This is a genomic window from Leifsonia sp. 71-9, from assembly GCF_001898805.1.
Classification (GTDB): Bacteria; Actinomycetota; Actinomycetes; order Actinomycetales; family Microbacteriaceae; genus Leifsonia.
On the sequence record NZ_MKVJ01000021.1, the window covers coordinates 58,745 to 80,206 of the forward strand.

General features: G+C 71.5%; 25 protein-coding genes and 1 riboswitch. Of the genes, 13 read left to right on the forward strand and 12 right to left on the reverse strand.

From position 1 onward, the window contains the following. Positions 1-68: 68 nt before the first annotated feature. Positions 69-239, reverse strand: a riboswitch (M-box (ykoK) riboswitch). A 55-nt stretch (positions 240-294) separates the two neighbouring features. From BGO91_RS16695 to BGO91_RS16705, 3 genes are all read right to left on the reverse strand, one after another. Next, positions 295-600, reverse strand: a complete 306-nt coding sequence (locus tag BGO91_RS16695) for an NIPSNAP family protein (RefSeq protein ID WP_290473860.1) — start codon at positions 598-600, stop codon at positions 295-297. Between the two features lie 55 nt (positions 601-655). Next, entirely contained in the window at positions 656-2,527 is a 1,872-nt protein-coding gene (locus BGO91_RS16700; protein WP_290473861.1) for an alkyl sulfatase dimerization domain-containing protein, read from the reverse strand. A 65-nt stretch (positions 2,528-2,592) separates the two neighbouring features. After that, entirely contained in the window at positions 2,593-3,855 is a 1,263-nt protein-coding gene (locus tag BGO91_RS16705) for an MFS transporter (protein ID WP_290473862.1), read from the reverse strand. Between the two features lie 55 nt (positions 3,856-3,910). Between BGO91_RS16705 and BGO91_RS16710 the strand changes: the two genes are divergently transcribed. After that, entirely contained in the window at positions 3,911-4,864 is a 954-nt protein-coding gene (locus BGO91_RS16710) for a DUF5937 family protein (RefSeq protein ID WP_290473863.1), read from the forward strand. Positions 4,865-4,925: 61 nt separating this feature from the next. Here BGO91_RS16710 and BGO91_RS16715 read toward each other — a convergent pair whose 3' ends face one another. Together BGO91_RS16715 and BGO91_RS16720 are read right to left on the reverse strand one after the other, a co-directional pair. Beyond that, positions 4,926-5,420: a hypothetical protein gene (locus BGO91_RS16715; RefSeq protein ID WP_290473864.1), complete on the reverse strand. Its 495-nt coding sequence runs from the start codon at positions 5,418-5,420 to the stop codon at positions 4,926-4,928. Continuing rightward, positions 5,417-6,400 (reverse strand): AraC family transcriptional regulator, encoded by a 984-nt coding sequence (locus tag BGO91_RS16720; protein WP_290473865.1) that lies wholly within the window; start codon positions 6,398-6,400, stop codon positions 5,417-5,419. Before BGO91_RS16720 ends, BGO91_RS16715 begins: the two co-directional genes overlap by 4 nt. 263 nt (positions 6,401-6,663) lie before the next feature. On the opposite strand from BGO91_RS16720, the gene BGO91_RS16725 reads away from it, so the two are divergent. The 4 genes from BGO91_RS16725 to BGO91_RS16740 are packed head-to-tail and all read left to right on the forward strand — an operon-like array spanning position 6,664 to position 8,592. Next, positions 6,664-6,921 carry a hypothetical protein gene (locus tag BGO91_RS16725; RefSeq protein ID WP_290473866.1) on the forward strand — a complete coding sequence of 86 codons (258 nt, stop codon included), beginning with the start codon at positions 6,664-6,666 and terminating at the stop codon, positions 6,919-6,921. Continuing rightward, on the forward strand, positions 6,921-7,295 hold the full coding sequence (locus tag BGO91_RS16730; protein WP_290473867.1) for a hypothetical protein: 375 nt from the start codon (positions 6,921-6,923) through the stop codon (positions 7,293-7,295). The genes BGO91_RS16725 and BGO91_RS16730 overlap by 1 nt, the downstream gene beginning before the upstream one ends. 20 nt (positions 7,296-7,315) lie before the next feature. Beyond that, positions 7,316-8,257: a MerR family transcriptional regulator gene (locus BGO91_RS16735; protein ID WP_290473868.1), complete on the forward strand. Its 942-nt coding sequence runs from the start codon at positions 7,316-7,318 to the stop codon at positions 8,255-8,257. Then, positions 8,257-8,592 carry a hypothetical protein gene (locus BGO91_RS16740; RefSeq protein ID WP_290473869.1) on the forward strand — a complete coding sequence of 112 codons (336 nt, stop codon included), beginning with the start codon at positions 8,257-8,259 and terminating at the stop codon, positions 8,590-8,592. The genes BGO91_RS16735 and BGO91_RS16740 overlap by 1 nt, the downstream gene beginning before the upstream one ends. A 22-nt stretch (positions 8,593-8,614) precedes the next feature. On the opposite strand, the gene BGO91_RS16745 is transcribed toward BGO91_RS16740, so the two are convergent. Further along, positions 8,615-10,501, reverse strand: a complete 1,887-nt coding sequence (locus BGO91_RS16745; protein WP_290473870.1) for a DUF2207 domain-containing protein — start codon at positions 10,499-10,501, stop codon at positions 8,615-8,617. Positions 10,502-10,629: 128 nt separating this feature from the next. Here BGO91_RS16745 and BGO91_RS16750 point away from each other — a divergent pair, with 128 nt between their 5' ends. Then, complete coding sequence (locus tag BGO91_RS16750) at positions 10,630-10,947, forward strand: PASTA domain-containing protein (RefSeq protein ID WP_290473871.1); 318 nt, start codon at positions 10,630-10,632, stop codon at positions 10,945-10,947. Positions 10,948-10,959: 12 nt separating this feature from the next. Here the strand turns inward: BGO91_RS16750 and BGO91_RS16755 are convergent, their stop codons facing one another. Both BGO91_RS16755 and BGO91_RS16760 read right to left on the reverse strand, forming a co-directional pair. Next, the gene (locus BGO91_RS16755) at positions 10,960-11,643 is read right to left on the reverse strand and encodes a type 1 glutamine amidotransferase domain-containing protein (RefSeq protein ID WP_290473872.1); all 684 of its coding nucleotides are present in this window, start codon (positions 11,641-11,643) and stop codon (positions 10,960-10,962) included. Next, the gene (locus tag BGO91_RS16760) at positions 11,640-12,230 is read right to left on the reverse strand and encodes a TetR-like C-terminal domain-containing protein (RefSeq protein WP_290473873.1); all 591 of its coding nucleotides are present in this window, start codon (positions 12,228-12,230) and stop codon (positions 11,640-11,642) included. The genes BGO91_RS16755 and BGO91_RS16760 overlap by 4 nt, the downstream gene beginning before the upstream one ends. A 64-nt stretch (positions 12,231-12,294) precedes the next feature. Between BGO91_RS16760 and BGO91_RS16765 the strand changes: the two genes are divergently transcribed. Next, the gene (locus BGO91_RS16765; RefSeq protein WP_290473874.1) at positions 12,295-13,239 is read left to right on the forward strand and encodes an NAD-dependent epimerase/dehydratase family protein; all 945 of its coding nucleotides are present in this window, start codon (positions 12,295-12,297) and stop codon (positions 13,237-13,239) included. Between the two features lie 79 nt (positions 13,240-13,318). Here the strand turns inward: BGO91_RS16765 and BGO91_RS16770 are convergent, their stop codons facing one another. Next, the gene (locus tag BGO91_RS16770; protein ID WP_290473875.1) at positions 13,319-13,882 is read right to left on the reverse strand and encodes a TetR/AcrR family transcriptional regulator; all 564 of its coding nucleotides are present in this window, start codon (positions 13,880-13,882) and stop codon (positions 13,319-13,321) included. A gap of 86 nt (positions 13,883-13,968) precedes the next feature. Between BGO91_RS16770 and BGO91_RS16775 the strand changes: the two genes are divergently transcribed. After that, a complete protein-coding gene (locus BGO91_RS16775; RefSeq protein ID WP_290473876.1) occupies positions 13,969-15,186 on the forward strand; it encodes an MFS transporter in 1,218 nt (405 codons plus the stop codon). 146 nt (positions 15,187-15,332) lie between these two features. On the opposite strand, the gene BGO91_RS16780 is transcribed toward BGO91_RS16775, so the two are convergent. Beyond that, entirely contained in the window at positions 15,333-15,725 is a 393-nt protein-coding gene (locus BGO91_RS16780) for a hypothetical protein (protein ID WP_290473877.1), read from the reverse strand. A gap of 79 nt (positions 15,726-15,804) precedes the next feature. Here BGO91_RS16780 and BGO91_RS16785 point away from each other — a divergent pair, with 79 nt between their 5' ends. Further along, the gene (locus BGO91_RS16785) at positions 15,805-16,251 is read left to right on the forward strand and encodes a MarR family transcriptional regulator (protein ID WP_290473878.1); all 447 of its coding nucleotides are present in this window, start codon (positions 15,805-15,807) and stop codon (positions 16,249-16,251) included. A gap of 39 nt (positions 16,252-16,290) precedes the next feature. On the opposite strand, the gene BGO91_RS16790 is transcribed toward BGO91_RS16785, so the two are convergent. Further along, positions 16,291-16,764 carry a MarR family winged helix-turn-helix transcriptional regulator gene (locus BGO91_RS16790; RefSeq protein ID WP_290473879.1) on the reverse strand — a complete coding sequence of 158 codons (474 nt, stop codon included), beginning with the start codon at positions 16,762-16,764 and terminating at the stop codon, positions 16,291-16,293. Positions 16,765-16,820: 56 nt separating this feature from the next. On the opposite strand from BGO91_RS16790, the gene BGO91_RS16795 reads away from it, so the two are divergent. Further along, entirely contained in the window at positions 16,821-17,333 is a 513-nt protein-coding gene (locus BGO91_RS16795; RefSeq protein ID WP_290473880.1) for a DUF6790 family protein, read from the forward strand. Positions 17,334-17,408: 75 nt separating this feature from the next. Here BGO91_RS16795 and BGO91_RS16800 read toward each other — a convergent pair whose 3' ends face one another. Further along, positions 17,409-18,221 carry a hypothetical protein gene (locus BGO91_RS16800; protein WP_290473881.1) on the reverse strand — a complete coding sequence of 271 codons (813 nt, stop codon included), beginning with the start codon at positions 18,219-18,221 and terminating at the stop codon, positions 17,409-17,411. A 175-nt stretch (positions 18,222-18,396) separates the two neighbouring features. On the opposite strand from BGO91_RS16800, the gene BGO91_RS16805 reads away from it, so the two are divergent. From BGO91_RS16805 to BGO91_RS16815, 3 genes are all read left to right on the forward strand, one after another. Further along, positions 18,397-19,575 carry a histidine kinase gene (locus tag BGO91_RS16805; RefSeq protein ID WP_290473882.1) on the forward strand — a complete coding sequence of 393 codons (1,179 nt, stop codon included), beginning with the start codon at positions 18,397-18,399 and terminating at the stop codon, positions 19,573-19,575. Beyond that, positions 19,572-20,219 carry a response regulator transcription factor gene (locus tag BGO91_RS16810; protein WP_290473883.1) on the forward strand — a complete coding sequence of 216 codons (648 nt, stop codon included), beginning with the start codon at positions 19,572-19,574 and terminating at the stop codon, positions 20,217-20,219. The genes BGO91_RS16805 and BGO91_RS16810 overlap by 4 nt, the downstream gene beginning before the upstream one ends. A 133-nt stretch (positions 20,220-20,352) precedes the next feature. Then, positions 20,353-21,210: a CPBP family intramembrane glutamic endopeptidase gene (locus BGO91_RS16815; protein ID WP_290473884.1), complete on the forward strand. Its 858-nt coding sequence runs from the start codon at positions 20,353-20,355 to the stop codon at positions 21,208-21,210. The last annotated feature ends 252 nt before the right edge of the window (positions 21,211-21,462 follow it).

Below are 21,462 nucleotides of genomic sequence, written 5' to 3' on the forward strand. Positions count from 1 at the left end.
TCACCTCCTCCACACGGTCGGCAGGCGCTTCGCAGACGTGGGAGCGCGAAGCCGCGTGCTTCATAAGAAGATCACTTCCACGTAAGAGCTTTGGCACTGCACGACGTGTCCCGCCGGAGCGGGAAGCCACTTGGGATCACCCCTTGAGCCGGGGAGACCTGTCCTGATCTTGGGCGTCTCTCGACGTCGTGAGATCAGTGCCTGTGTTCGTGCAGGAGCCTCGCCTAACGAAGTGCTGCAGACCGACCATAACATCCGTGCGGGATGCCGTGGCGTTTTCTGTGAGGATTCGAGTCACTCGAACACCGGCGTGAGGAAGCGGCGCTCGTAGCGGCGGATGCAGCCGGTGTCGCGCGCGAACTGGAAGGCCTCCTGGCATTCGGGGTCCGTCGCCGAGGCCTCCCGGTACCGCTCGTACTCCGCCAGCGACGGGAAGGTGAACAGGGCGAAGGCTTCGTCGCTGTCGCCTTCGCTGGGCATGAAGTAGCCGTGGTGGGTGCCGCCGAGCCTATTGACGAGGCGGATCCAGCGCTGCCCGTAGTCGGTGAACTCCGCCAGCTTGTCGGCATCGATCTCGTAACGCAGGTGGACGGTGATCACGGACGCTCGCTCTCGTCGGCAGGCAGGGACGAGCTCATCCTGGCAGAGCGGGGGATCACGGCGTCACGATGTCGAACCCCGTGTCTCCCTGGTCGAGCACGCCGAGGAGGGCCTGGAGGGTGCCCTGGTCGCCGGCGAGCTCGATGCCGGGGCCGGTCAGGTCTCCTCCGGCGAGCTGGATGAGCCGCGGCTTCGTCAGGGTGAGGTGCACGTCGGCATCCGCGTCCGCGGGTTGTTTCGTGTAGATGAGCACGCCGTTGTGGAGCTCGAGCCGGTAGTTCGCGTCCAGGTCGGTGAGGGTGATGTCGATGGCGAGCGTCAGGTCCCACGCCTTCGGGCCGTCGACGGAGAGGGAGAGGGAGTCGAAGAGCTGCTCCGGGGTCAGCTGGGCGACGATGGCCGGCGCGGCCGCGACCGTCGGCGTGCCGAAGTTGCCGTCGCGCAGCTCGGTCGCGCCGGAGAGGAAGAAGTTGCGCCAGGTGCCGTTCTCGGCTCCGTAGGCGAGCTGTTCGAGGGTGTCGGCGTAGAGCTCGCGGGCGGCCGCGTGGCCGGCGTCGGCGAAGACCGCGTGGTCGAGCAGGGTCGCCGCCCAGCGGAAGTCGGCGGCGTCGAAGGCAGTCTGCGCGAGCTCGACGACGCGGTCGACCCCGCCGAGCGCCTCCACGTACCGGGCGGCGAGCTCAGCCGGCGGGTGCGGCCAGAGCCGGGCCGGGTTGCCGTCGAACCAGCCCATGTAGCGCTGGTAGACCGCCTTCACGTTGTGGCTGACCGACCCGTAGTAGCCGTGCGCGTTCCACGCCTTCTCGAGCGCCGGCGGCAGCTGGAACATCTCGGCGATCTCCGGCCCGGTGAACCCCTTGTTCAGGAGGCGGAGGGTCTGGTCGTGCAGGTAGGCGTACAGGTCGCGCTGCGTCGCCAGGAACTCGACGATGCGGTCCGACCCCCAGGTCGGCCAGTGGTGGGAGGCGAACACGACGTCGCTGCGGTCGCCGAAGCTGCCGATCGCCTCGGTGAGGTAGATCGACCAGATGTGCGGGTCGCGCACGAGCGCGCCACGCAGGGTGAGGAGGTTGTGGAGGGTGTGCGTCGCGTTCTCCGCCATGCACAGCGCCCGGAACCGCGGGAAGTAGAAGTGCATCTCCGCCGGCGCCTCCGTGCCCGGCGCCAGCTGGAACTCGATCTCGACGCCGTCCACCGTGAGGGTCTCGCCCGTCTCCGTGATGGACACCGTGGGCGGGATGACGCCGACCTCTCCGATCGAGGTCGTCTGGCCGAGACCCGCGCCGACCTGGCCCTGCGGCCCGCGGGCCAGCGCCGCCCCGTACATGTAGCCGGCCCGGCGGCTCATCGCGACGCCTGCGTACACGTTCTCCTCGACGGCGTGCCCGAGGAACCCCTCGGGGGCGATGATCTGCACCCTCCCCGCATCCACGTCCTCCACACTGGTCACCCCGAAGACGCCGCCGAAATGGTCGACGTGGCTGTGCGTGTAGATCACCGCGACGACCAGGCGCTCGCCGCGGTGCGCACGGTAGAGCGCCAGCGAAGCGGCCGCCGTCTCCGTGGAGATCAGCGGGTCGATGACGATGACGCCGGTGTCGCCCTCGACGAACGTGATGTTCGACAGGTCGAAGCCGCGCACCTGGTAGATGCCCTCCACCACCTCGTAGAGCCCGTGCTTGGCGACGAGTCTGGATTGCCGCCACAGGCTCGGATTCACCGAGGCGGGTGCGTCACCGGTGAGGAAGTCGTAGCTGCTGAAGTCCCAGACCGTCCGTCCGTCGGCCCTCGTGATCGTCGGCGCCTCCACCGTCCCGAGGAACCCGCGATCGGCGTCCTCGAAGTCGGTCTCGTCGTCGAACGGCAACGTCTGCAGCAGCGCCGCGTTCGCCTTCCTGATCGCGTCGGTCGGCGGCTTCTGCTCCATGGCGTCCCCATCCACTCGTCTGATGGGACCGACTCTGGACCTCGCGGGTCCGCCGCGGCAAGGGGTCACGCGACGGGGCGGTCGCGCCCGACCGAGGACAGCCGCGTCAGCGCCCGCACCCCCAGCGCCGATCCGAGGAAGACCGCGGCGAGGGCGATCCAGCCCGGCATGCCGTGGTCGAGGGCGGTCAGGGTGACGACCAGCGGCGCCAGCATGCTGCCGAGCGAGAAGCCCATCGCGAAGACCCCCTGGTAGGCGCCGGGGCGCGCTCGGTCGGCGAGTTCGAAGCTGAGGCTCCAGGTGCCCGCCGACGACAGGATCTCGGCGAACGTGTGGAGGAGCACGGCGGCGAGGAGGAGCGCCACGGCGAGCGGTGCGACGACCCCGGACGCCCCGCCGTACGCGACGCACGCCACCGCCATCAGCGCACCGGCCAGACCGGTCATGCTGCCGGCGCGGCGGAGGTCCTCTGACCCCCTCGACAGCGGGATCTGCAGCAGGATGACCCCCGCTGTGTTGACGATGAGCGCGATCGAGACGATGACGTGGGGCGCCCGCGTGTCCGAGACCACCCAGAGCGGGAGGGCGACCTCGGCCACGCCGAACTGCATCGCGAAGACGCCCGCCAGCAGCGTGAGCGCGAGGTAGCGGGGGTCGCGGAACGGCGACCGGCCCAGCGGCGCGGTCGGGTGCGAGACGGCGCCGACGGGGGAGGGCGCCCGGCCGTCGACGGAGCGCGGGAGGGCGAGCAGCGTCACCGCTCCGGCGAGCGTCGTGCATCCCGCGACGATGAAGGTGACGCGGTAGGCCGCGGGCGAGCCGATGAGCACGGGGATGCCGGCTGCGGCCGAGCCTGCGGCGATCCCGGCGTTCGCGACGGTGCGCAGGACGGCGCGCGTCGCCGCCCGGGCCGGCCCCTCGAAGGCGCGGGCCACGATCGCCGAGCGCACCGCGTTGGAGGCGCGGTTCGCTCCGATCGCGAGGGAGGCGATCGCCGCCACGACGACCACGGCCGGCGACCAGGTGAAGACGATGAGCGCGCATCCCTCGGCCGCCACCAGGACGACGAGCAGCAGGCGGGCCGAGACCCGGTCCGCCAGATGGCCCGCGACCACCGAGGTGAGCACGCCAACCCCGCTGGCGATGGTGAGGACGACGGCGACGGCGGCCGCCGACAGCCCGGCGGCGAGGGTCAGGTACAGGATCGACAGCGTCAGGAAGACGCCGCGCCCGAGCGCGTTGACGAGGGCGGCGGACGCGAGGATCCGCAGCACCGGATCGCCGAGCGCGGTGAGGGCGGGAGGGCGGAGGCGAGGGAGGACGGGCACACGTCCGTTATTCCAGCCGGGTCGCTGACGGCGAACTGATGTAGCGTATTACTTCATGCTGACGTACGAGCTCGACGAGGACGACGTCGGCGCGGTCCGCCTCGCGCTCTCGCCGCTCTGCGAGCTGGGCCTCTCGATCCGCGCGCTCACGCGGCCGGAGCTCTACCCCCTCCAGCTGCCGTGGGTCCGGCTCACCGAGGACGCCCGGCGCGGTCTCGATCAGGATGCCCTGCTCGCGCTGGTGAACGACGGCCTCTCCACCCCCGACTTCCTCAACCCGCGGCCGTCGTCCCCGCTCACGCGCATCGACGACGAGCTCGACGCCCTGCGCCGCCTCGACGCCGACCGCTTCCGCCGGCAGCTCCTCGAGGTGCACGGCGAGCTCCCCGTGCCGTTCCGCGGCGACCCTCGCCGGGCGATCGATCGCATGGTCGACGCGCTCGCCGAGTACTGGAGCGCCGCCTTCGCGCCCCACTGGCCACGGATGCGGCGCATCCTCGAGGCGGACATCGTGCATCGCGGCCGGGAGTTCGCCCGGGCCGGCCTCACCGGCATGCTGAACGGCATCTCCCCGAACCTCCGCTTCGCAGATCGGGTGCTGTCGGTCACGCTGCACACCCGCATCCACCGGCACGAGGTGATCGGCGGCCACGGCCTGACGCTGGTCCCGACGATGTTCTCCCGCCGGGTCTCCGCCCCCATCGCGGCCGGCGAGCCCCCGATGATCCTCTACGCCGCCCGCGGCCAGGGCGTCATGTGGGAGGCGGGGGAGGCCGTCGACGACCGCGCCCTCGTCGCCCTGATCGGGCGCACCCGCACGACCCTGCTGCACGCGATCGCCGAGCCCGCCTCCTCGACCGAGCTCGCCGCGCGGTTCGGCGTCACCACGGCGGCGGTCAACCAGCACCTCCGCGCGTTGCGGGATGCGCGGCTGCTGACGTCGACGCGGTACGGACGGAGCGTGCTCTACTTCCGCACCGACCTCGGGAACGCCCTGCTCGGCGGCTGACGGTTCGGCGCTCCGACGCTCCTTCGCCCATCCGCCGCCCAGCCCTCAGGCGCTCACCCGCTCACCCGCCGGTCGGCACCTCGGGCTCCGGGCTGCCGACGACCGTCCCGATCGTCCAGGACCGGTGGTCCTGATCCCAGTACATCCACCAGCTGCACGACCCCGCGCGGGGGACGGTGTACGCCGGCTGACCGTCCGCGACGACGAGCACCGCCTGGGGGCCGTTGCTCTCGCTGAGGTTCGGATGGATGCCCGGGTCGTGCTGGCCAGCGCACAGGCCCATCACCTCGTCGACCTCGACCGCCGGCGAGCCGGGCACCATCCTGTCGACCGCCGCCCGGTCGCCCGCCTCCAGCGCCCGCAACAGGCCGGGCGCGAGCTGCGCGGCGCTGTCCTGCGGCGGCACCGACCCGCTCCTGGCCTGATCGGAGAAGTATCCCGAGGCCATCAGGTAGGCGAGATACCCGGCGCCGGCCAGCACGAGCACGGCGAGGCCGACCGTGATGGCGATCACGAGGCCGCGACCGGTGCCGCGCCGGGACGCCCGGGCGCTCATCGGCGCAGGGTGGTGGACGGGAGCTCGCCGAAGGCTCGATGGTACGCCGCCGCGAACCGGCCGAGGTGCACGAACCCCCACCGTGCGGCCACCTCGGTCACGCTCACCGAACCGGGCTCCGCCGTGGACAGGTCGTCGTGGACGCGCTCGAGCCGGAGGGTACGGAGATACGCCATCGGGGTGGTGTCGAGCGATCGGCGGAAGCCCTCCTGCAGACTCCGGACGCTCACGGAGACGACCGCCGCCAGCTCGGCGACGGTCCACGGATGCGCGGGGCTGTTCCGCAGCAGGTCCACCGCTCGCGAGACGGGTCCGCCTCCCGCTGCCGGGGTCGGGAGGGCCAGCCGGGTCGAGTAGTTGTGCGGCTGCGAGAACAGCAGGCTGTGCACCAGCACCTGCTCGAAGCGCTGCGCGGCCAGCGGGTGGGCCAGCGCCCCGTCGGCCTGGGCGGACGCGTGATCGATCATCCGGAGCGTCTGCATCACGAGGCGACCGCCGGGGGTCGACAGGCTCAGCTCCGCCGAGAACTCGAGCGGGCCGGCGGCGCGGGAGCCGAGCAGGTGCTCGAGCTCGCGCTGCAGCCGCTCGCGCGGGATCATCAGCGCGAGCTGCGAGAACCCCTCGCCGCAATCGAGCTCGACCGGCCGCCCGGGCATGAAGACCGCGGCGGTCCTCGGGGTGCCGTACACCGGAGCGGACAGGGCGGCCCGCATCGTCGCGCGGCCGCCGACCGGGATGTCCACGTGGTAGTTCTCCGCCTCCGCGGTCCTGACGCGCACGGCCTCCCGGAACCGCATGAAGCCGCAGGTGGTCCGGCCCACGGTCACGGCGTTGAGCTTCAGGTCGATCACGCTCGCGGGCGCCGCGGAGGGGAAGTCGACCGGCAGGAACACGTCGGACAGCGCGTGCCTGGCCTGCTCGACGCCGCGACCCGCTGCGATGCGGCGGCTGCCGAACATCTCGTTCACGTCGGATCGCATGCCGCGATTGTATGCGTCGAATCCTGACGCCCCATGAGGCCCTCGCGTAGATCGGACAGCAATCCGCGCTGATCGGATATCGATGCCGGAGCGCCGTGCATAGCGTGAAACCGTCGCCGCCGCCCCGGGCGGCGACGATCGCCGGTGATCCTCCCCTTCGGGTGGGGAGGATCACCGGAACCCCTCCCGCCTGTGCACCCGCAGGCACCGAACCACCCCGAGGCGGCAGCGCATGCACCACAGAACCGCGTCCGAGACGTCCGATGGATGAGTCGGATACGCCGAGGCGACCCCGTCGCTGCGCCCGCTGCGGCGCCCCGGTGCGGATGGTGGTCAACCCGTACTACGGCGTGGGGCTGGCGGTCCATCGTCAGCTGTTCAGCTGTACGCGGTGCGATCTCGTCGAGTTCGCCCCGCGCGGGCCGGACGAGGCGGCCGTCGACCGCGTGGAGCCGGTCCGCGTCGGGCCCTGGCGGCGACTGCGCTACAGGGTCGTGGGCCTGCTCCGGCCGAGCGGATGATGCGCGAGCCGTCCGCCGTCGACCCGGGCGCCTGGATCGCCGCGGTGGGGCATGTCCTGGCGGGATCGGCCGCGCAACCGGTCCTCGCTGCGACGGGGATCGACCGGGTGACACTGCTCGCCGTCGCGAGGGCTGAAGCCTCCGGGGTGGGGGCGGACGGGGTCACTCGGCTGAGCCACGCGCAGCTCGCGGAGGCCGTGGGCGTGCCGCGCGCCGCCGTCCTTCGCGCGCGTCTCGCCCTGATCGAACTGGGGCTCGAGCACCTGGCGGCGGCTCCGGGCGCGCCCGGGACGGTCGACCGGGTGCTCCGCCATCCGTCGACGTGGCCGGCCGCCTCTGGTGAACTTGACCTTGTCCCACGGGACAAGGTCTAGCGTTCTTCTGGGAGGTGCGGATGCGGATCGGTGAACTGGCGCAGCGCGCCGGCGTCTCGACGAAGGCGGTGCGCTACTACGAGCGCCTCGGCCTGGTGCGGCCGGCGCGGGCGGCGAACGGTTATCGCGAGTACGACGACGGCCACCTGCGGGCGGTCGTGGAGATCCGCGAGCTCGCGTCGACGGGCATCACGGCCAGGAACACCGTCCCGTTCCTGGAGTGCCTCGAGCTCGGGCACGAGCACGGCGACGAGTGCGTGTCCTCGCTCGCCGCCTACCGCGACAGCATCGCCGAGATCGACCGCATCGTCGCCACCCTCCAGACACGCCGCGCGGAACTCGTCCGCAGGCTCGACGAGGGCGCGTCCCGGACCTTCCAGAAGGAGACCACGATGACCGACTACACCACGCTGCCCACCGGACTGCCGGTCCCCGAGGACGACGGCGCGGCCGACCACCTCCCGGGCACACCAGCGCCCGCGCTCGCCTTCACCGCCACCGACGGCCGGGTCGTCGACCTCGCCCGGCTCGGCGGCGGCCGCACCGTGATCTACCTGTACCCGCTGACCGGGCGTCCGGGCGTCGACCTCCCCGACGGCTGGGATGCCATCCCCGGCGCCCGCGGCTGCTCCACCGAGGCCTGCGACTTCCGCGACCACCACGACGAGCTCACGGCCGCCGGCGTGAGCGCCGTCTACGGGTTCTCCAGCCAGCCCACCGACTACCAGGCCGAGGTCGTCGACCGCCTGCGGCTCCCGTTCACGATGCTCTCCGACGAGGACTTCCGGCTCGGGGACGCGCTCGGCCTGCCGACGTTCGCGGCCGAGGGGCACGACCGCCTGTACGCGCGACTGACCCTCGTCATCCGCGACGGCGTCATCGAGCACGCCTTCTACCCGATCTTCCCACCGAACACCCACGCCCAGCAGGTGCTCGCCTGGCTGCAGGAGAACCCGGCCTGATGTTCACCTCCACCTTCATCTTCGAGGCCAAGCCGTACGACGACGAGTTCCACCGTCTCAACGACGAGATCGCCGCGCGCGCCCGGGCCATCCCGGGGTTCCTGGGAGAGGAGTCGTGGACCAACGACGACTCCGGCCTCCACTCCGAGGTGTACTACTGGGACAGCCGGGAGGCCCTCCAGCATCTCATCGGCATGGACACCCACCGCGAGGCCAAGCGCCTGCACGAACGCTGGATCGGCGCCTACCGCATCGTGATCGGCGAAGTGATCGGCACCTACGGGCAGCCGGGGCTCGGTCTGGAGCACGTTCCGGCCGGGGGCGACGCGGCCTAGACGCGTCGAGGCCGGTGCGGACTCAAACGCCCCCGCCGCCTCCGCCACCCCCGCCGCCCCCGGAGAACCCGCCGCCTCCGGTTCCGCCGGAGGGCGAGCTGCTCGCGATGGTCGTGCTGGCGGAGATCCCGCTGACCATCTGGGAGAGCACCGCGACGTTGAAGGCGGTCTGGCCGGCGTACCACGTCGGCGATTGGCCGGTCTGTTCGTAGAACCGTCCGAGTTCGGCCAGCCACTCCTTCTCATCCCCGAACAGCACGGCCCAGGGGAGGAGGCGCTCGGTGAGGTTGAGCATCTCGCGCGGATCGCCCACGGCGACGGGCACGCGCTCCGCCCCCTGCGGCGACTGCAGGTAGCGGATGCGGTCGGCCTCGGCGAGGTGGACGTACATCCGCAGGCCGTCCACGTACTCGCGCAGGGCGGTGCCGGTCGCGGTCAAAGGTGAGCGCGACAGCAGGATGGCAGTGGTGGCGAACAGGGCGAGCGACCCGAGGAGGGTCAGGACGATCCACCCGCCGCCGAACACGCCGACGATGCACATCACCGAGCCGAGGACGGCGAGTGCGGTCGCGCCCAGCGCGGTGAAGAGGACGGCGCGGACGGGTCCACGCGGTCCGGAGGTGCGGTAGCCGAAGCCGGTGGCGTCCGTGTGCACGCGCTTCAGCACGGCCGAGATCGCGCGGGCGACTCGCGAATTGGTCGACCCGAGCTCCAGCGTCGTGCCCGGGGTGAGCTCGTCGCCGAACAGGGCCCGCAGGAACTGCAGCTCGTCGGTCGTCGGGTGCGGCTCGCGCAGCGCCTGCCGTCCCGTCGCCTCCGTCGAGACGAACTCCAGCGTGTAGGTGGCGCGGCCGAAGAAGCCGGTGGACTGCAGCACGCGTACCCGCCCCGACACCGCGAGGTCGAGGGTCTGCGCGGCGACCGCCTTCTGGGTGCGCCGTGTGATGTCCGCCGCGAGCAGCAGCCCCTCCCTCGGCGGGACGTACTCGGGGATGATCGTGCCGCGCCCCGGGGCGTCGCGCAGCAGGCGCACGCGCACCACGATGGCGGCGATCAGCGCCAGGATGCTGAGCAGGAGCCCGGCGACGGCCGCGTAGCCCCAGCCGGTGTCGAACAGTCCGTCCGCGCGCGCGGTGAAGGTTCCGGGGGCGAAGCCGATCGCGAAGGTCAGGTTCTCACCCGCACCGAGCCGCTCGGCGCTGAAGCGGAAGCCGTCGTCCGTCCGCTCGACGGTCGCGGGCTGCGTGGAGCCCTGCACCCCGCGATACGACGACGGAGTCCCCTTCAGGGCCGCGGCCAGGCCGGAGCCGAGGTGCACGGTCGCCGTCACCCGGTCGAAGGGCTGCGCCCAGGCGGTGCCGTTGGCATCCCAGTAGAACTCGTCGTCGTTCGTGTTGGAGAAGTAACGCGTGACGTTCGTCTGCCGGTAGGTGATGACGTAGGTCTGATCGCCGTGCACGTAGCCCTTCGCCGCGATCGTCAGCGAGAGGATCCCGTCGTCGGAGTCGCTCGTGTATGCGCGCGGGGTGCCGTTCTCGTCGGTCACCGACACGACCGTCAGGCCGGTCGGCTGGCCGTTGTAGTCCTCGACCAGCTTGCGCCGGATGCCGTGGTTCTGGTCGGTCTGGGGGAATCGCGCCACCAGCGTCTCGACGGTGGTGAGCGTCGAGTGCCCCTCCGCATCGCGGCCGAGCCGGTAGTCGCCGTCGAAGCTCGCGAACGAGAAGTCGTCGACGCCGGCAGCGGCGACGGTCGGCGCGCGCCCTGCGGGTCCGGCCTGCGCGGGGGCCGCGGTCGCGTTCAGGGCGCCACCGGTCAGCAGCAGCGAGCCGACGGCCAGCGCGATCGCGGCGGCGACCAGCCTCCCGGCCCGGCCTCGTCGCTGCCCGTGTGGAACGCGGACTCCCACCTGCCCCGCCGTCCTCCGCCCCTCGGACGGTCGCTCGCGGCCACCGGCCCGCCCGGTGGCACGCCTCCCATCCTGACACGGCGGCGCTCCGGGTTGACCCTCGGCGGTTCCGGTCGTTTCATGCAGGCATGACCGCTCGTGGCCGCCTCCGGGCACTGGGGGGATGCGTCGCCGTCGCCCTGACCCTCGGCGGCCTGACGGCGTGCGAGACCGTGCCTCCGTCGTCGTCCGACAGCGCCGCGCCCGCCCTGCTCGACGTGGTCGGCAAGCCCGCCGACAAGGCCGCCGAACTGCTTCGCAACGCCGGATACCGCGTGGCGCTGCTGGGCGGGCACGGCGAACCCGCGACCGCGTCGCCCACGCGGCTCATCGTGTCGCAGACGCCCGAGGGCGGGGCGAAGGTCGCGGCGGGCCGCACGGTCACGCTCACGCTGGGCGACGGGTAGGTCGCCGACGGCTCAGAGCAGCGCGGCGACCTTCTCGGCGGTCGCCTTCGCGGATCCGGGGTTCTGCCCCGTGATGAGGGTGCCGTCGACGACCGTGTACGAGACGAAGGGGAGTCTGGCCTTGCTGTAGCGGGCGCCCCGCCGCTTCATCTCCTCCTCGGCGTTGTACGGGACGAGTTTGTCCACCCGGGCGAGCACTTCCTCCTGCCAGGCGAACCCGGTGAGCCTGCGTCCGGCGACGAGGAGGGCGCCGTCGGAGAGCGTCGTGTTGAGGAGTCCGCAGTAGCCGTGGCAGACCGAGGAGACGATGCCTCCCCGCTCGTAGATCTCGCGGGTGATGCGCTGGAGACCGTCGCACTCGGGGAAGTCGTACATGACGGCGTGGCCGCCGGTGAAGTAGATCGCGTCGAAGTCCGTCGCGTCGATCTCATCGGGGCGGGCGGTGTTCTCCAGCAGCTCCATCCGCGCGGGGTCGGCGCGCCATGCCCTGGCCGACCTGTCGTCGTTGGGGAACTTCAGCGACCGCGGTTCCAGCGGCGTCGCGCCGCCCCGCGGGCTGACGAGGGTCTGCTCGAAGCCGTGCGCGTCGAACACCTCCCAGGCGTGCGTGAGCTCGGAGAGCCACAGACCGGTCGGGTGGGCGGGGTCGTCGTAGTGGCCGACGTTCGTGACGACGGTGAGGATGCGCCGGGTCACGATGCCGTCCCCATCGCGAAGACCGCGGCGACGGCGGCGCGCACCCGCTGAGCCACCTCGGCCGGCGGCTCCGGGCGGAGCTTGCCGTCGAGGTGCAGGAACGCCAGCCCGTGCGCCATGCCCCACAGCGCCGTGGACAGGTTCGGGATGTCCGCGTCGGGCAGGAGGCGCGCGAGGGCCTGGTTCAGCACGTCGTGCAGTTGCCGGGACGCGCGCACCCGCTCGTCGTCCGCATCATCGCACGGGTTGCCGAACATCAGCCGGAACACCGCCGGTCGACGCAGAGCGAACCCGACGTACGCCACACCGAGCCCGGCGATCGCGTCCTCGGCCGTGGACGACGCCGGGAGAGCGGCCAATGCTGCGTCGAGGTCGGCGCGCAGGTCGGCGAAACCCTCGACGGCGACGGCCGCGTCCAACGCGTCCTTGTCGGCGAAGTGCCGATAGGGCGCGGTGGGCGAGACGCCGGCCCGGCGGGCGACGGCACGCAGGGAGAACCCCTCTCCGGCCTCCAGGCTCTCGGCCGCCGCCGCGAGCAGAGCGGCACGGAGGTCGCCGTGGTGATAGCTCTTCACTGATGTTGACATCGCTAACATAGCCTCCTACCATCATGTGAGCAGTGTTTACATTATCGCACGGACGGGGATGAGGATGCAGACGATCCTGGGAGCGAACGGGCAGATCGCCATCGAGCTGGCGCGGGAGCTCCACCGGGGCCACGCCGCCGAGCTGAGGCTCGTGAGTCGCAACCCCCGTGCTGTCGATGAATCCGACGCGCTGGTGCGGGCCGACCTGCTGGATGCCCGGCAGACCGCCGCGGCCGTCGACGGCAGCAGTGTCGTCTACTTCACCGCCGGGCTGCCCGCTGACACCGCCCTGTGGGAGAAGCAGTTCCCCACCATGCTCCGGAATGCGCTGGATGCTGCTCGCGCGGCCGGTGCGAGGTTCGCGTACTTCGACAACACGTACATGTACCCGCAGGACGACCGCGTCCAGACCGAGACGACGCCGTTCGCGCCCGTCGGCCGCAAGGGCCGGGTGCGTGCCGACATGGCGGCGATGGTGCTCGAGGAGATGGATCGGGGCGACATCCCGGTGCTCATCGGCCGCGCCCCGGAGTTCTACGGTCCCGGCCGCACGCAGAGCATCACCAACACGCTGGTCATCGACAGGCTGACGGCGGGCACGAAGCCCCGCGTGCCCGTGCGCGACGACCGGAGGCGCACCCTCATCTGGACGCCCGACGCGAGCCGCGCGCTGGCGACGCTCGGCACCACCCCCGACGCCTTCGGGCAGACCTGGCACCTCCCCACTCCCGCCGAGCGGCCCACGTACCGCGAGTTCATCGCGCTGGCGGGCGAGGTGTTCGGCCGCCGCATCGACTACACGGTCGTCCCGCGGTGGGCGCTGAAGGCCGCCGGTCTCGTCTCCGGCCAGGTGCGGGAGCTCGAGGAACTGCTGCCGCGCTACTCGTCCGACAACCTCTTCGACTCGTCGAAGTTCACGACCCGCTTCCCCGACTTCGCGGTGACCTCGTATCGCCGCGGGCTCGAGCTCATCCGCGGCGAAGCGGCGTCCGGGCGCGGGCGTTCGTGAGTCCTCTCCGCGCGATATCGGCGCGGGGGCGCGATCTCGCGTGCGCGGTGGGCGACCTCCCGCACCCGCCGACGTCCCCTCACCCCACCATCGCCATCGTGTCGCGGACCAGCCCGCGCGCCTCGTCGTGTTCCACGGGGAGCGCGAAGACGACGCGGTAGTACAGCGGCGCGACGACGTGATCGAGGATCTGCTGGACCGTGGGCACGGGCTCGCCCCGGTCGCGGGCGCGACGCACCATCGCCCCCGCCTGCGCGCGCCGGGTGTCGGTGACGGCGCACTGGGAGACGATCTCCACGCGCGCCGCGACCATCGCCCGCAGGTAGCGTGCCCGCTCCGGGCGGGTGATGTCCTGGGCGATCACGGTCGCCCACTCGGTCAGGTCGTCCTCGAGCGATCCGGTGTCCGGCAGCGCGTCGCCCTCCCGCGTCAGGGCGGCGACGGCGACCTCCTCCAGGAGTGCGTTGACGTCATCCCATCGCCGGTACAGCGTCGTGGGGGTCACCCCGGCCCGTTCCGCGATGACGGGGAAGGTGATCCTCTCGGCCCCCTCGCCCATGAGCTGCCCGACGGAGGCGTACACGGCGTCCTGCACCCGGCTGCTCCGGCCGCCGGGGCGACGGGCGGTCTCGGAATTGCTCATGATTCATTATCGCTAATTTCTTGGCTTTTAGAAAGCGGCCGAGTAGGGTCTCTTAAAGTCAAGTTCATAGCTTTAAGGGAGATTCCGTGTTCAAGCGTTCCGCGTCCTTCGCCGTCGCCGGGGCGGCCGGCGCCGCGAACCTGACGGCCGCGTCGGCACCCTCCCCGCTGTATCCCGTCTATCAGCGCCTGTGGGGGTTCTCGTCCTTCACCCTCACCCTGATCTTCGCCGTCTACGTCATCGCCCTGCTCGTCGCACTGCTGACCGTCGGCTCGCTCTCCGACCGGGTGGGGCGCCGCCCGGTCGCGATCGGAGCGCTCCTGCTCCTCGCGATCGGGATGGTGCTCTTCGCGACCGCCGGGGGCACCGGAGGCCTCCTGGCGGCCCGCATCGTCCAAGGCGTCGCGGTGGGTGCCGCGACCGGCACGATCACGGCCATGATCATGGATTCCGCGCCGGATCCGCAGCGCGGGTCGATCGTCAGCAGCGCCGTCCCGCCGCTCGGGATCGCGATCGGGGCCGTCCTCGCGGGCGCGCTCGTGGAGTTCGCCCCCTTCCCGCGCCAGCTGGTCTTCTGGATCTTCGCCGTCGTCTATCTGGCGCTCGCCGTCCTGGTGTGGTTCGTCCCGGAACGCGTGCACTCCGAGCGGACTCCGAAAGAGTCGATCTGGCGATCGCTCGCGCCGAGCGCCGGACTTCCGCGCCCGATCCGCCCGATCTTCTTCGCTCTGGTCCCGTCCATCGCCGCGACGTGGGCGCTCGCCGGCCTGTACCTCTCGCTGGGCTCGTCCGTGGTCGGGACGGTCCTCGACGTGCGCAGCCACTTCGTCGTCGGCATCGTGCTCGGAGCGTTCTTCGCCGCCGGCATCGTGGGCACCGTCGTCTCGGCCGCGCTGCCGTCCCGGGCACGCGAGTGGGTCGGCTACGGCACTCTCGGCGTGGGGGTGGCGGCCACGATCGTCGCGACGCTGACCGCATCGCTGCCGCTCTACGTCGCCGGATCGGTCGTCGCCGGCTTCGGCTTCGGCGCGGCGTTCCGCTCCGCGGTCACGGCCCTCGGGGACGCGGCTCCGCCGGAGCAGCGGGGGCAGGTGTTCGCCACGATGTACATCGTCAGCTACACCGCCTTCAGCGTCCCGGCACTGGTGGCCGGCCTCGCGGTCGGCGCCATCGGCCTCCAGCCGACCGCGGTGGCGTACGGGGTCATGGAGGCCCTGCTGATCCTGGCCGCGACGCTCGCCGGCGTGATCGGACACCGGCGAAGCGCCTCCGCCGCACCGCGGGTGGGTGCTGCCGCGAACTGACCCGCCGGCAGCATCTCGGCAACCGTCAGGGTGATCCCCTGCGCGCCGCCTGCGCACCGCCTGCGCCGACTCGCCATTGCGAACCTGTCCGCCGGGCGGGAGCTGGTCGAAGCCGTCCGCGCCTGGCTGCGCGACCGGAACCCGCGCTAGTCGCCGCGCGCGCTCCCGATCCCCCGATCAGACTCGCTCCCGCTCAGCATGTGCGTCAGCTCGTGCACCTCCGCGAAGCGGCCGTCCGCGGCGAGGGAGCCGAAAAGATAGACCTCCTGCACGACCGTCGTCCCATCGGTCTTCGTGATGTGCGCCTCGTGCCGGTCCGAGTAGGCGTTGCCGTGCTCGAACTCGTCGAGGACGCGCACGTCCGCGTGCCCGACGAGGTGCCGGAGGTGCGCGATGTGCTCGGCGAAGCCGGTGCGGTCGCTCCAGGTGCCGTCGGTGCGCTGGCGGTAGTCGTCCGAGAAGTGGCGCGCGATGGCGTCGTCGACCGTGAGGTCGCGGTTGTTGAGGAGGTCGTCCAGTGCTGCTGCGATGCTCGCCATGCTCATCATCCAATCTGTGCTCTTTGCACAGATTTGACTGTAGCAGCATCTGTGCAATCTGCACAGGTATCCTGGGGTCATGCATCCCGCACCTTCGATCGCGGCTTCCCTCGGCGTCATCGTCAGCCGGGGTTTCCGCACCGGCTTGTATCGAGAACTCACCGCCGACGTCGCCGAGGGGCTCTCCGAGGCCACCTACCCGGTGATCAGCGCCCTCGAGCGCGCGAACGAGCCGGTGTCGGCTGCGGCCCTCGCGCCCGTGGTCGGACTGGATCGGTCGGTGGTCAGCAGGCGCGCAGCGGCGCTGATCGACGCCGGGCTCGTCACCTCGACCCCCGGCCACGACGACCGTCGGCAGGCCCTGTTGGCGCTCACCGCCGCGGGCGCGCGCGCCGTGGAGGAGACCCGTCGGCGGCTCGATGCGGCCGTCGCGCGTCAGCTGCAGGGCTGGTCGAGTTCGGAGCAGGAGCAGTTCGCCTCGCTGCTGGCCCGCTTCACCGCAACGCCGCTCGGCGAGGCCGGCTGACCCGGGTCACCCGGTGACCCGGCCCTCCCGTTGCCGAGGTCACGCGCGCGCCTCCGGTGCTGTCCCGTGCTTCGCCGCCGGCGGGCTCGGCTCGTCGCTGCTCAGCAGGGCGGCGAGCTGCTGCGAGTCGGCGACGTACCGCTCGTAGGGGAAGCCCTGCGCTGTGAGCCATTCGCGCAGGTCGGTGGCCATCGCGGCGCCGGTGGCGTGGAAGAGGTCCCTGCCAGCGTCCGTCGCGGACACCAGGCGGCGGCGGGCGTGCGTGGGGTCCGTGGCGATGTCGACGTAGCCGGCGTCTTGCAGGGCGCGCAGTGCGCGGGATGCCGCCGCGTCCGAGAGTCCCAGTGATTCCGCGAGGCGGTGCTGCGTCGTGCCCGGCGACTCCTCCAGGGTGCCGATGAACCGCAGCTGGGTATAGGTCAGTCGGGTCTGGTCGGCGGCCATGCGTTCGCGCGCCAGGTCTCCGAGGATCGCGACGACGCGATGCAGCAGGTCGGCAAGTCCGTCATCCATGAGACGAGCATACGGCAGTGTTGCGCACGCAATGTTGCGCGTGCAAGACTTTCGGCATGTCCACTTCGATGTTCATCGCGCAAACGTCCGTGCCGGCCCTCTGGCTGCTGATCGCCGTCGTCGGGGCGAGCATCCACTCGGCGCGGTCGAAGCGGCTCACCCGGCTGGAGATCTGGCAGCGGTGGTGGGCCGTCGCCGCGCTCGGGTGCGGCAGCGCCTGGATGACCGTGTCCTTCCTGCTCATCCCCGACGTCATGACGACCGCGATCGGCTTCCGCGAAACGCCGTTCGTGACCGAGATCGCCTTCGCCAACCTCGGTCTCGCGATCGGCGGCTTCCGCGCCGTCCACGCGGGTCGCAGCGAGCGCATCACCATCGGGCTGATCGCCGGCATGTTCCTCTGGGGCGCCACGATCGGCCACCTCTACCAGTCGTTCGCCCACGGCAACGGGGCTCCGGGCAACACCGGCGGCGTCCTCGTCTACGACGTGGCCATCCCGGCTGTGATGATCATCCTCGCGATGCGCAGCCGGTCGACGGATGCGCAGGTCGCAGGACACGCTCGCTGAGCGGGCCGCGCACGCTCCCGGGCGCCGGGCTGCACTTCGCGACCGCACCCCCTCCGGTCGTCCGGCTCGTCGCGTTCACAACCCGCCGCCCGCGAAGAAGGCTGCGAGGGCGGGGGCGGTGTCCGCGGTGGTGGAGAGGTTCGCCAGCAGGAGCAGGCCGAGCGGCGGAAGCAGCGCGGGCACGATGAGCGCGCCGGCGAGGAGCACTCCCCGGATGCGCCTGTCCTCGCGCGGTCGTCGCGCGCGTCGAACGAGCAGAGCGATCGACGTGGCGATCACGCCGAGGATCGTGACTGCCAGGCATGTCACGAGCACCGCGTGGTATGTGCGGAAGTCGTGGAGGAGGGCCGCGGTGACCGCGTCCGGGGTGCCGGCCGCCAGCTGGGCCTGCACCTGCGCGACCGCCGGTGTGGCATCGCCCGGAAGGAACGTGAGCACGGACGACAGAGGTGACACGGCGCCCTGGATGTTGGCCAGCACGACCAGCAGCGCCAGCACCGGGAGCCCCGCCCCCAGAACGCCCAGCGCGCCCCAGCCGACCCGCGCCCCGCCGGACGGTGATCGCGCAGCGTGCGACCAGACGCGGCATCCGAACACGACGAGAGCGGACAGGAGGGCGATCGCGAGCACGGCCTTCACGACGTGGAACACGGCCCAGAACGCGACCGCGTCCGACAGCTCGGTGCCGGAGGTGCCGGTGAGCACCCACTGCTCGAATCCCGCTTGGACGTGGGCGCCCAGGTTCGACATGACCACGTGACCGGCCGACGACCAGGCCGCCACCGCACCAGGGGCCGCGATGACGGCGGCGATCAGAGCGGCCGTCGCCAGCCCCCAGAACGCCGTCCGTCGCCTCGACACCACCGGACCCGAATACGTTACGGACACGAACGATTCCTTTCGCTTCGAGGAGCCGTATGTGCGCTCCGCGACGATGCTATGAACCGCCGCCACCTCGGCGCGTCATCCGAAGTGCGCATCCTGGGCGCCGCGCGTCATCCCTCAGGACGAGCTGGAGCCGAACGCTCGGCGGGAGGGTGTGCACAGGCCTCACAATGGGGTGGTGGCACGACGGACGAGCGATCGCGGGCGAAGGGCGGGATGGCGGGCCGATGTCCGGTTCGCCGTCGGTCTCCTGCTGGGCAGCGGCCTGCTGGTGCTCGCGGGCGGCGATCTCACGGCGTCGATCCGGTCGCCGTGGTGGGTGGCGATCGCCGTGCTGCAGTGCGGCTCGGTGGCGCTGCGACGGGTGTCGCCGGCGACCGCGCTGGCGGTCTGCTGGATCGGCGCGGTCGTTCAGGTCGTGGCCGTGCAGGAGGTGGGGCCGCAGAACCTCGCCGTGCTGGTGATCGTGTACTCGGCGGCCTGTTACGGATCGCTCCCGATCCGGGTGCTCGGTGCCGTCTCCGCTCTCGGCGGCGGTGTGCTCGCGGGGTGGTTCATGGCGGTGACGGTCCCGCAGGCGGAGGGCCGGGTCACGGCGTCTGCGCCGTTCCTGGTCAGCCTGTGCGCGGCGATCCTGGTGTTGGCCTGGTCGGCGGGAGTGCTGCGGGCGATCACCCGGCAGCGAGTGCAGGAGCGACTCGAAGCGGATGTGGCGGCGGAGCGGGCCCGGTATGCGATCGCGGTCGAGGAGGAGCGCGCGCGGATCGCGCGTGATGTGCACGACGTCGTCGCGCACTCGCTCACCGTCATGATCGCGCACGCCGAAGGGGCTCGCCTGTCGGCGGAGGCGCAGCTGGCCGTGACGCCGGCGACGCTGTCGACCATCGCGGACACGGGCCGCGCCGCACTGTCGGAGGTGCGCGGCGTTCTCGCGGGCGTGCGCACCGGGACTCGGGACAGTCCGCAGCCCTCGCTGAGGCGGCTCGACGACCTGATCGGGGAGCTGCGGCGTTCCTGCGCCTCCGTCGAGGTCGAGGAGACGGGGACGGCAGCGCCCCTCCCTCCGCGTGTGGATGTCGCGGCGTTCCGCATCGCGCAGGAGGCCTTGACGAACGCGGTCAGGCACGGGGACGGCGACGAGCCGATCGTCGTGCGTCTCGACTGGAGGTCGGAGATGCTCGTGGTGCAGGTGAGCAACGCCCTGAGCGCTCGTCGGACGACCGCCCGTGGCGGGCACGGCGTGATCGGCATGATGGAGCGGGCGCGCTCCGTCGGAGGCGACGTGACCGCCGCCGTCGACGGCGGCGCGTTCGTCGTGATCGCGCAGCTGCCGTACGACGGCCAGGAGGAACGATGAGCATCGGCGTGCTCGTGGTCGACGATCAGGCGCTCTTCCGCGCGGGAATGGCGCTGATCATCAGCACCCAGCCGGACCTCGTGCTCGTCGGGGAGTGCGCGTCCGGCGAGGACGCGGTCCGCCGGGTGCGGGAGCGGAACGACGTGGATGTGGTGCTGATGGACATCCGGATGCCCGGGCTCGGCGGCGTCGGCGCGACAGCGGCGATCACTGCGGCGCCGAACGCTCCCCGGGTGCTGGTGTTGAGCACCTTCGACGACGATCGCACGGTCGCGGACGCCATCGCGGCCGGCGCGAGCGGCTTCGTCCTCAAGGATGCGCGCGCCGAGCTGCTGCTGTCCTCCGTCCGCTCCGTCGCCGACGGCACCGCCGTGCTCGCCCGCTCGGCCTCCCTGCACCGATTCGCGGCCGGCCCACCCGCTCACCCCGCGTCGCCGCCGCCCGCGTTGGAGACGCTGACCCGCAGCGAGCACGCGGTGTTCCGCCACGCCGTCGCGGGCCTGTCCAACCCGGAGATCGCGGCCGCCACCTCGCTGAGCGAGGCGACCGTCAAGTCGTATCTGTCCCGCATCCTCACGAAGCTGGGTGTGCGCGATCGCGTGCAGCTGGTGCTCTACGCCGTCCGCCACGGGCTGCTCGACTGACTCTCGTCCGACGTCACCGAAGGTTGACGGGCTGATGCAACATCCGCGCATCCCGACCCGTCTCGCGGTGGATGCGGCCCGCGACCGGCGCTTTTTAGCGTGGAGGGGATCCCTCCGCGCAGAAAGCGAGTCCATGTTCCGAAACCTCTCCAGCACCGCCAAGGCATGCATCTTCATCGTCGGCGTGCTGCTGATCTCCCTCACCACCGCCGGCATCGCCGGTGGGTTGATCCTCGCGGTGTCGCCGCTCCTGATGACCCTGTTGATGATGTTCGTCGTCACCCGAGACGGGTACTCCCGTGCCGGGTGGCGCACCATCGGAATCACGCGGCTCGGTCTGCGCTGGTGGCCGGTCACGCTGCTGGTGACCGCCGGCGTGAGCGCGCTGACCTTCGCCGGCGCGGTCGGCCTGCAGTTCGCGGTCTTCTCCGTTGCGCCGACCGCCGCCTCAGACCTGATCAGCCTGTGCATCTCCGGTCCCATCCTCGCGTTCGCGGAAGAGATCGGCTGGCGCGGCTACCTGCAGTCGCACCTCGCCCCACGCCTCGGCCAGGCCTGGTCCTGGATCGTGATCGGCGCCGTGTGGGTGTGCTGGCACCTGCCGTACATCCTCTTCACGCCCTACTACCACACCGACGGCAACCGCGCCGTGGTGCTGATGCTCTTCACCAGCAGCGTGTTCGCGTTCTCGGTGCTGTTCGGGCTGCTGCGCGATATCTCGGGCAGCCTCTGGGTGGCCGTCCTCGCGCACTTTGGCCACAACGCCGCGTTCGCCTGGATCGGAACCGACCTGATCCGCGCGACCGATCCCGTCGCCGTCGACGAGTATCTCGCCGGCGACACCGGTCTGCTCGTCCTCATCGGCACGGCCCTCAGCGCCGTCGTCCTGATCGTGTGGCGCCGCCGCGCACGTTCCGTCCGGGCGCTCAACGGCCACGGCCGCACGGGCCGCGGCCGGCCGGATCCCGCAGCTCCCGCGGACGCCTCGTAGCAATCTCTTCGTGCGCGCCGACCGCGCGCGGATCCACCCGGGAGCCTGGCGATCCGGACGTTCATCGATGGCCGTCCTCACCCACCGGGGCTAGACCGACTCGGCCCGGGCGAGCTGCTCCATCACCTCCGTGATGTCGAGCGGCTGGGTGGCGGGGAGGTCGAGGTCGCTGGGATCGATGGTTCGCATGGTGCTCCTTCGTGGGTTCGATGGCAGGCGACCGGCCGCCGGTGTCGCGGCGGCCGGTCGTGG

Bases quoted from the DNA above. Each gene is read 5' to 3' on its own strand.
- BGO91_RS16770 (WP_290473875.1), bottom strand. From the start codon at position 13,882: ATGAGCAATTCCGAGACCGCCCGTCGCCCCGGCGGCCGGAGCAGCCGG.
- BGO91_RS16715 (WP_290473864.1), bottom strand. From the start codon at position 5,420: ATGAGCGCCCGGGCGTCCCGGCGCGGCACCGGTCGCGGCCTCGTGATC.
- BGO91_RS16760 (WP_290473873.1), bottom strand. From the start codon at position 12,230: ATGTCAACATCAGTGAAGAGCTATCACCACGGCGACCTCCGTGCCGCT.
- BGO91_RS16720 (WP_290473865.1), bottom strand. From the start codon at position 6,400: ATGCGATCCGACGTGAACGAGATGTTCGGCAGCCGCCGCATCGCAGCG.
- BGO91_RS16750 (WP_290473871.1), top strand. From the start codon at position 10,630: ATGACCGCTCGTGGCCGCCTCCGGGCACTGGGGGGATGCGTCGCCGTC.
- BGO91_RS16790 (WP_290473879.1), bottom strand. From the start codon at position 16,764: ATGGATGACGGACTTGCCGACCTGCTGCATCGCGTCGTCGCGATCCTC.
- BGO91_RS16780 (WP_290473877.1), bottom strand. From the start codon at position 15,725: ATGGCGAGCATCGCAGCAGCACTGGACGACCTCCTCAACAACCGCGAC.
- BGO91_RS16725 (WP_290473866.1), top strand. From the start codon at position 6,664: ATGGATGAGTCGGATACGCCGAGGCGACCCCGTCGCTGCGCCCGCTGC.
- BGO91_RS16785 (WP_290473878.1), top strand. From the start codon at position 15,805: ATGCATCCCGCACCTTCGATCGCGGCTTCCCTCGGCGTCATCGTCAGC.
- BGO91_RS16735 (WP_290473868.1), top strand. From the start codon at position 7,316: ATGCGGATCGGTGAACTGGCGCAGCGCGCCGGCGTCTCGACGAAGGCG.
- BGO91_RS16700 (WP_290473861.1), bottom strand. From the start codon at position 2,527: ATGGAGCAGAAGCCGCCGACCGACGCGATCAGGAAGGCGAACGCGGCG.
- BGO91_RS16740 (WP_290473869.1), top strand. From the start codon at position 8,257: ATGTTCACCTCCACCTTCATCTTCGAGGCCAAGCCGTACGACGACGAG.
- BGO91_RS16795 (WP_290473880.1), top strand. From the start codon at position 16,821: ATGTCCACTTCGATGTTCATCGCGCAAACGTCCGTGCCGGCCCTCTGG.
- BGO91_RS16810 (WP_290473883.1), top strand. From the start codon at position 19,572: ATGAGCATCGGCGTGCTCGTGGTCGACGATCAGGCGCTCTTCCGCGCG.
- BGO91_RS16730 (WP_290473867.1), top strand. From the start codon at position 6,921: ATGCGCGAGCCGTCCGCCGTCGACCCGGGCGCCTGGATCGCCGCGGTG.
- BGO91_RS16710 (WP_290473863.1), top strand. From the start codon at position 3,911: ATGCTGACGTACGAGCTCGACGAGGACGACGTCGGCGCGGTCCGCCTC.
- BGO91_RS16765 (WP_290473874.1), top strand. From the start codon at position 12,295: ATGCAGACGATCCTGGGAGCGAACGGGCAGATCGCCATCGAGCTGGCG.
- BGO91_RS16815 (WP_290473884.1), top strand. From the start codon at position 20,353: ATGTTCCGAAACCTCTCCAGCACCGCCAAGGCATGCATCTTCATCGTC.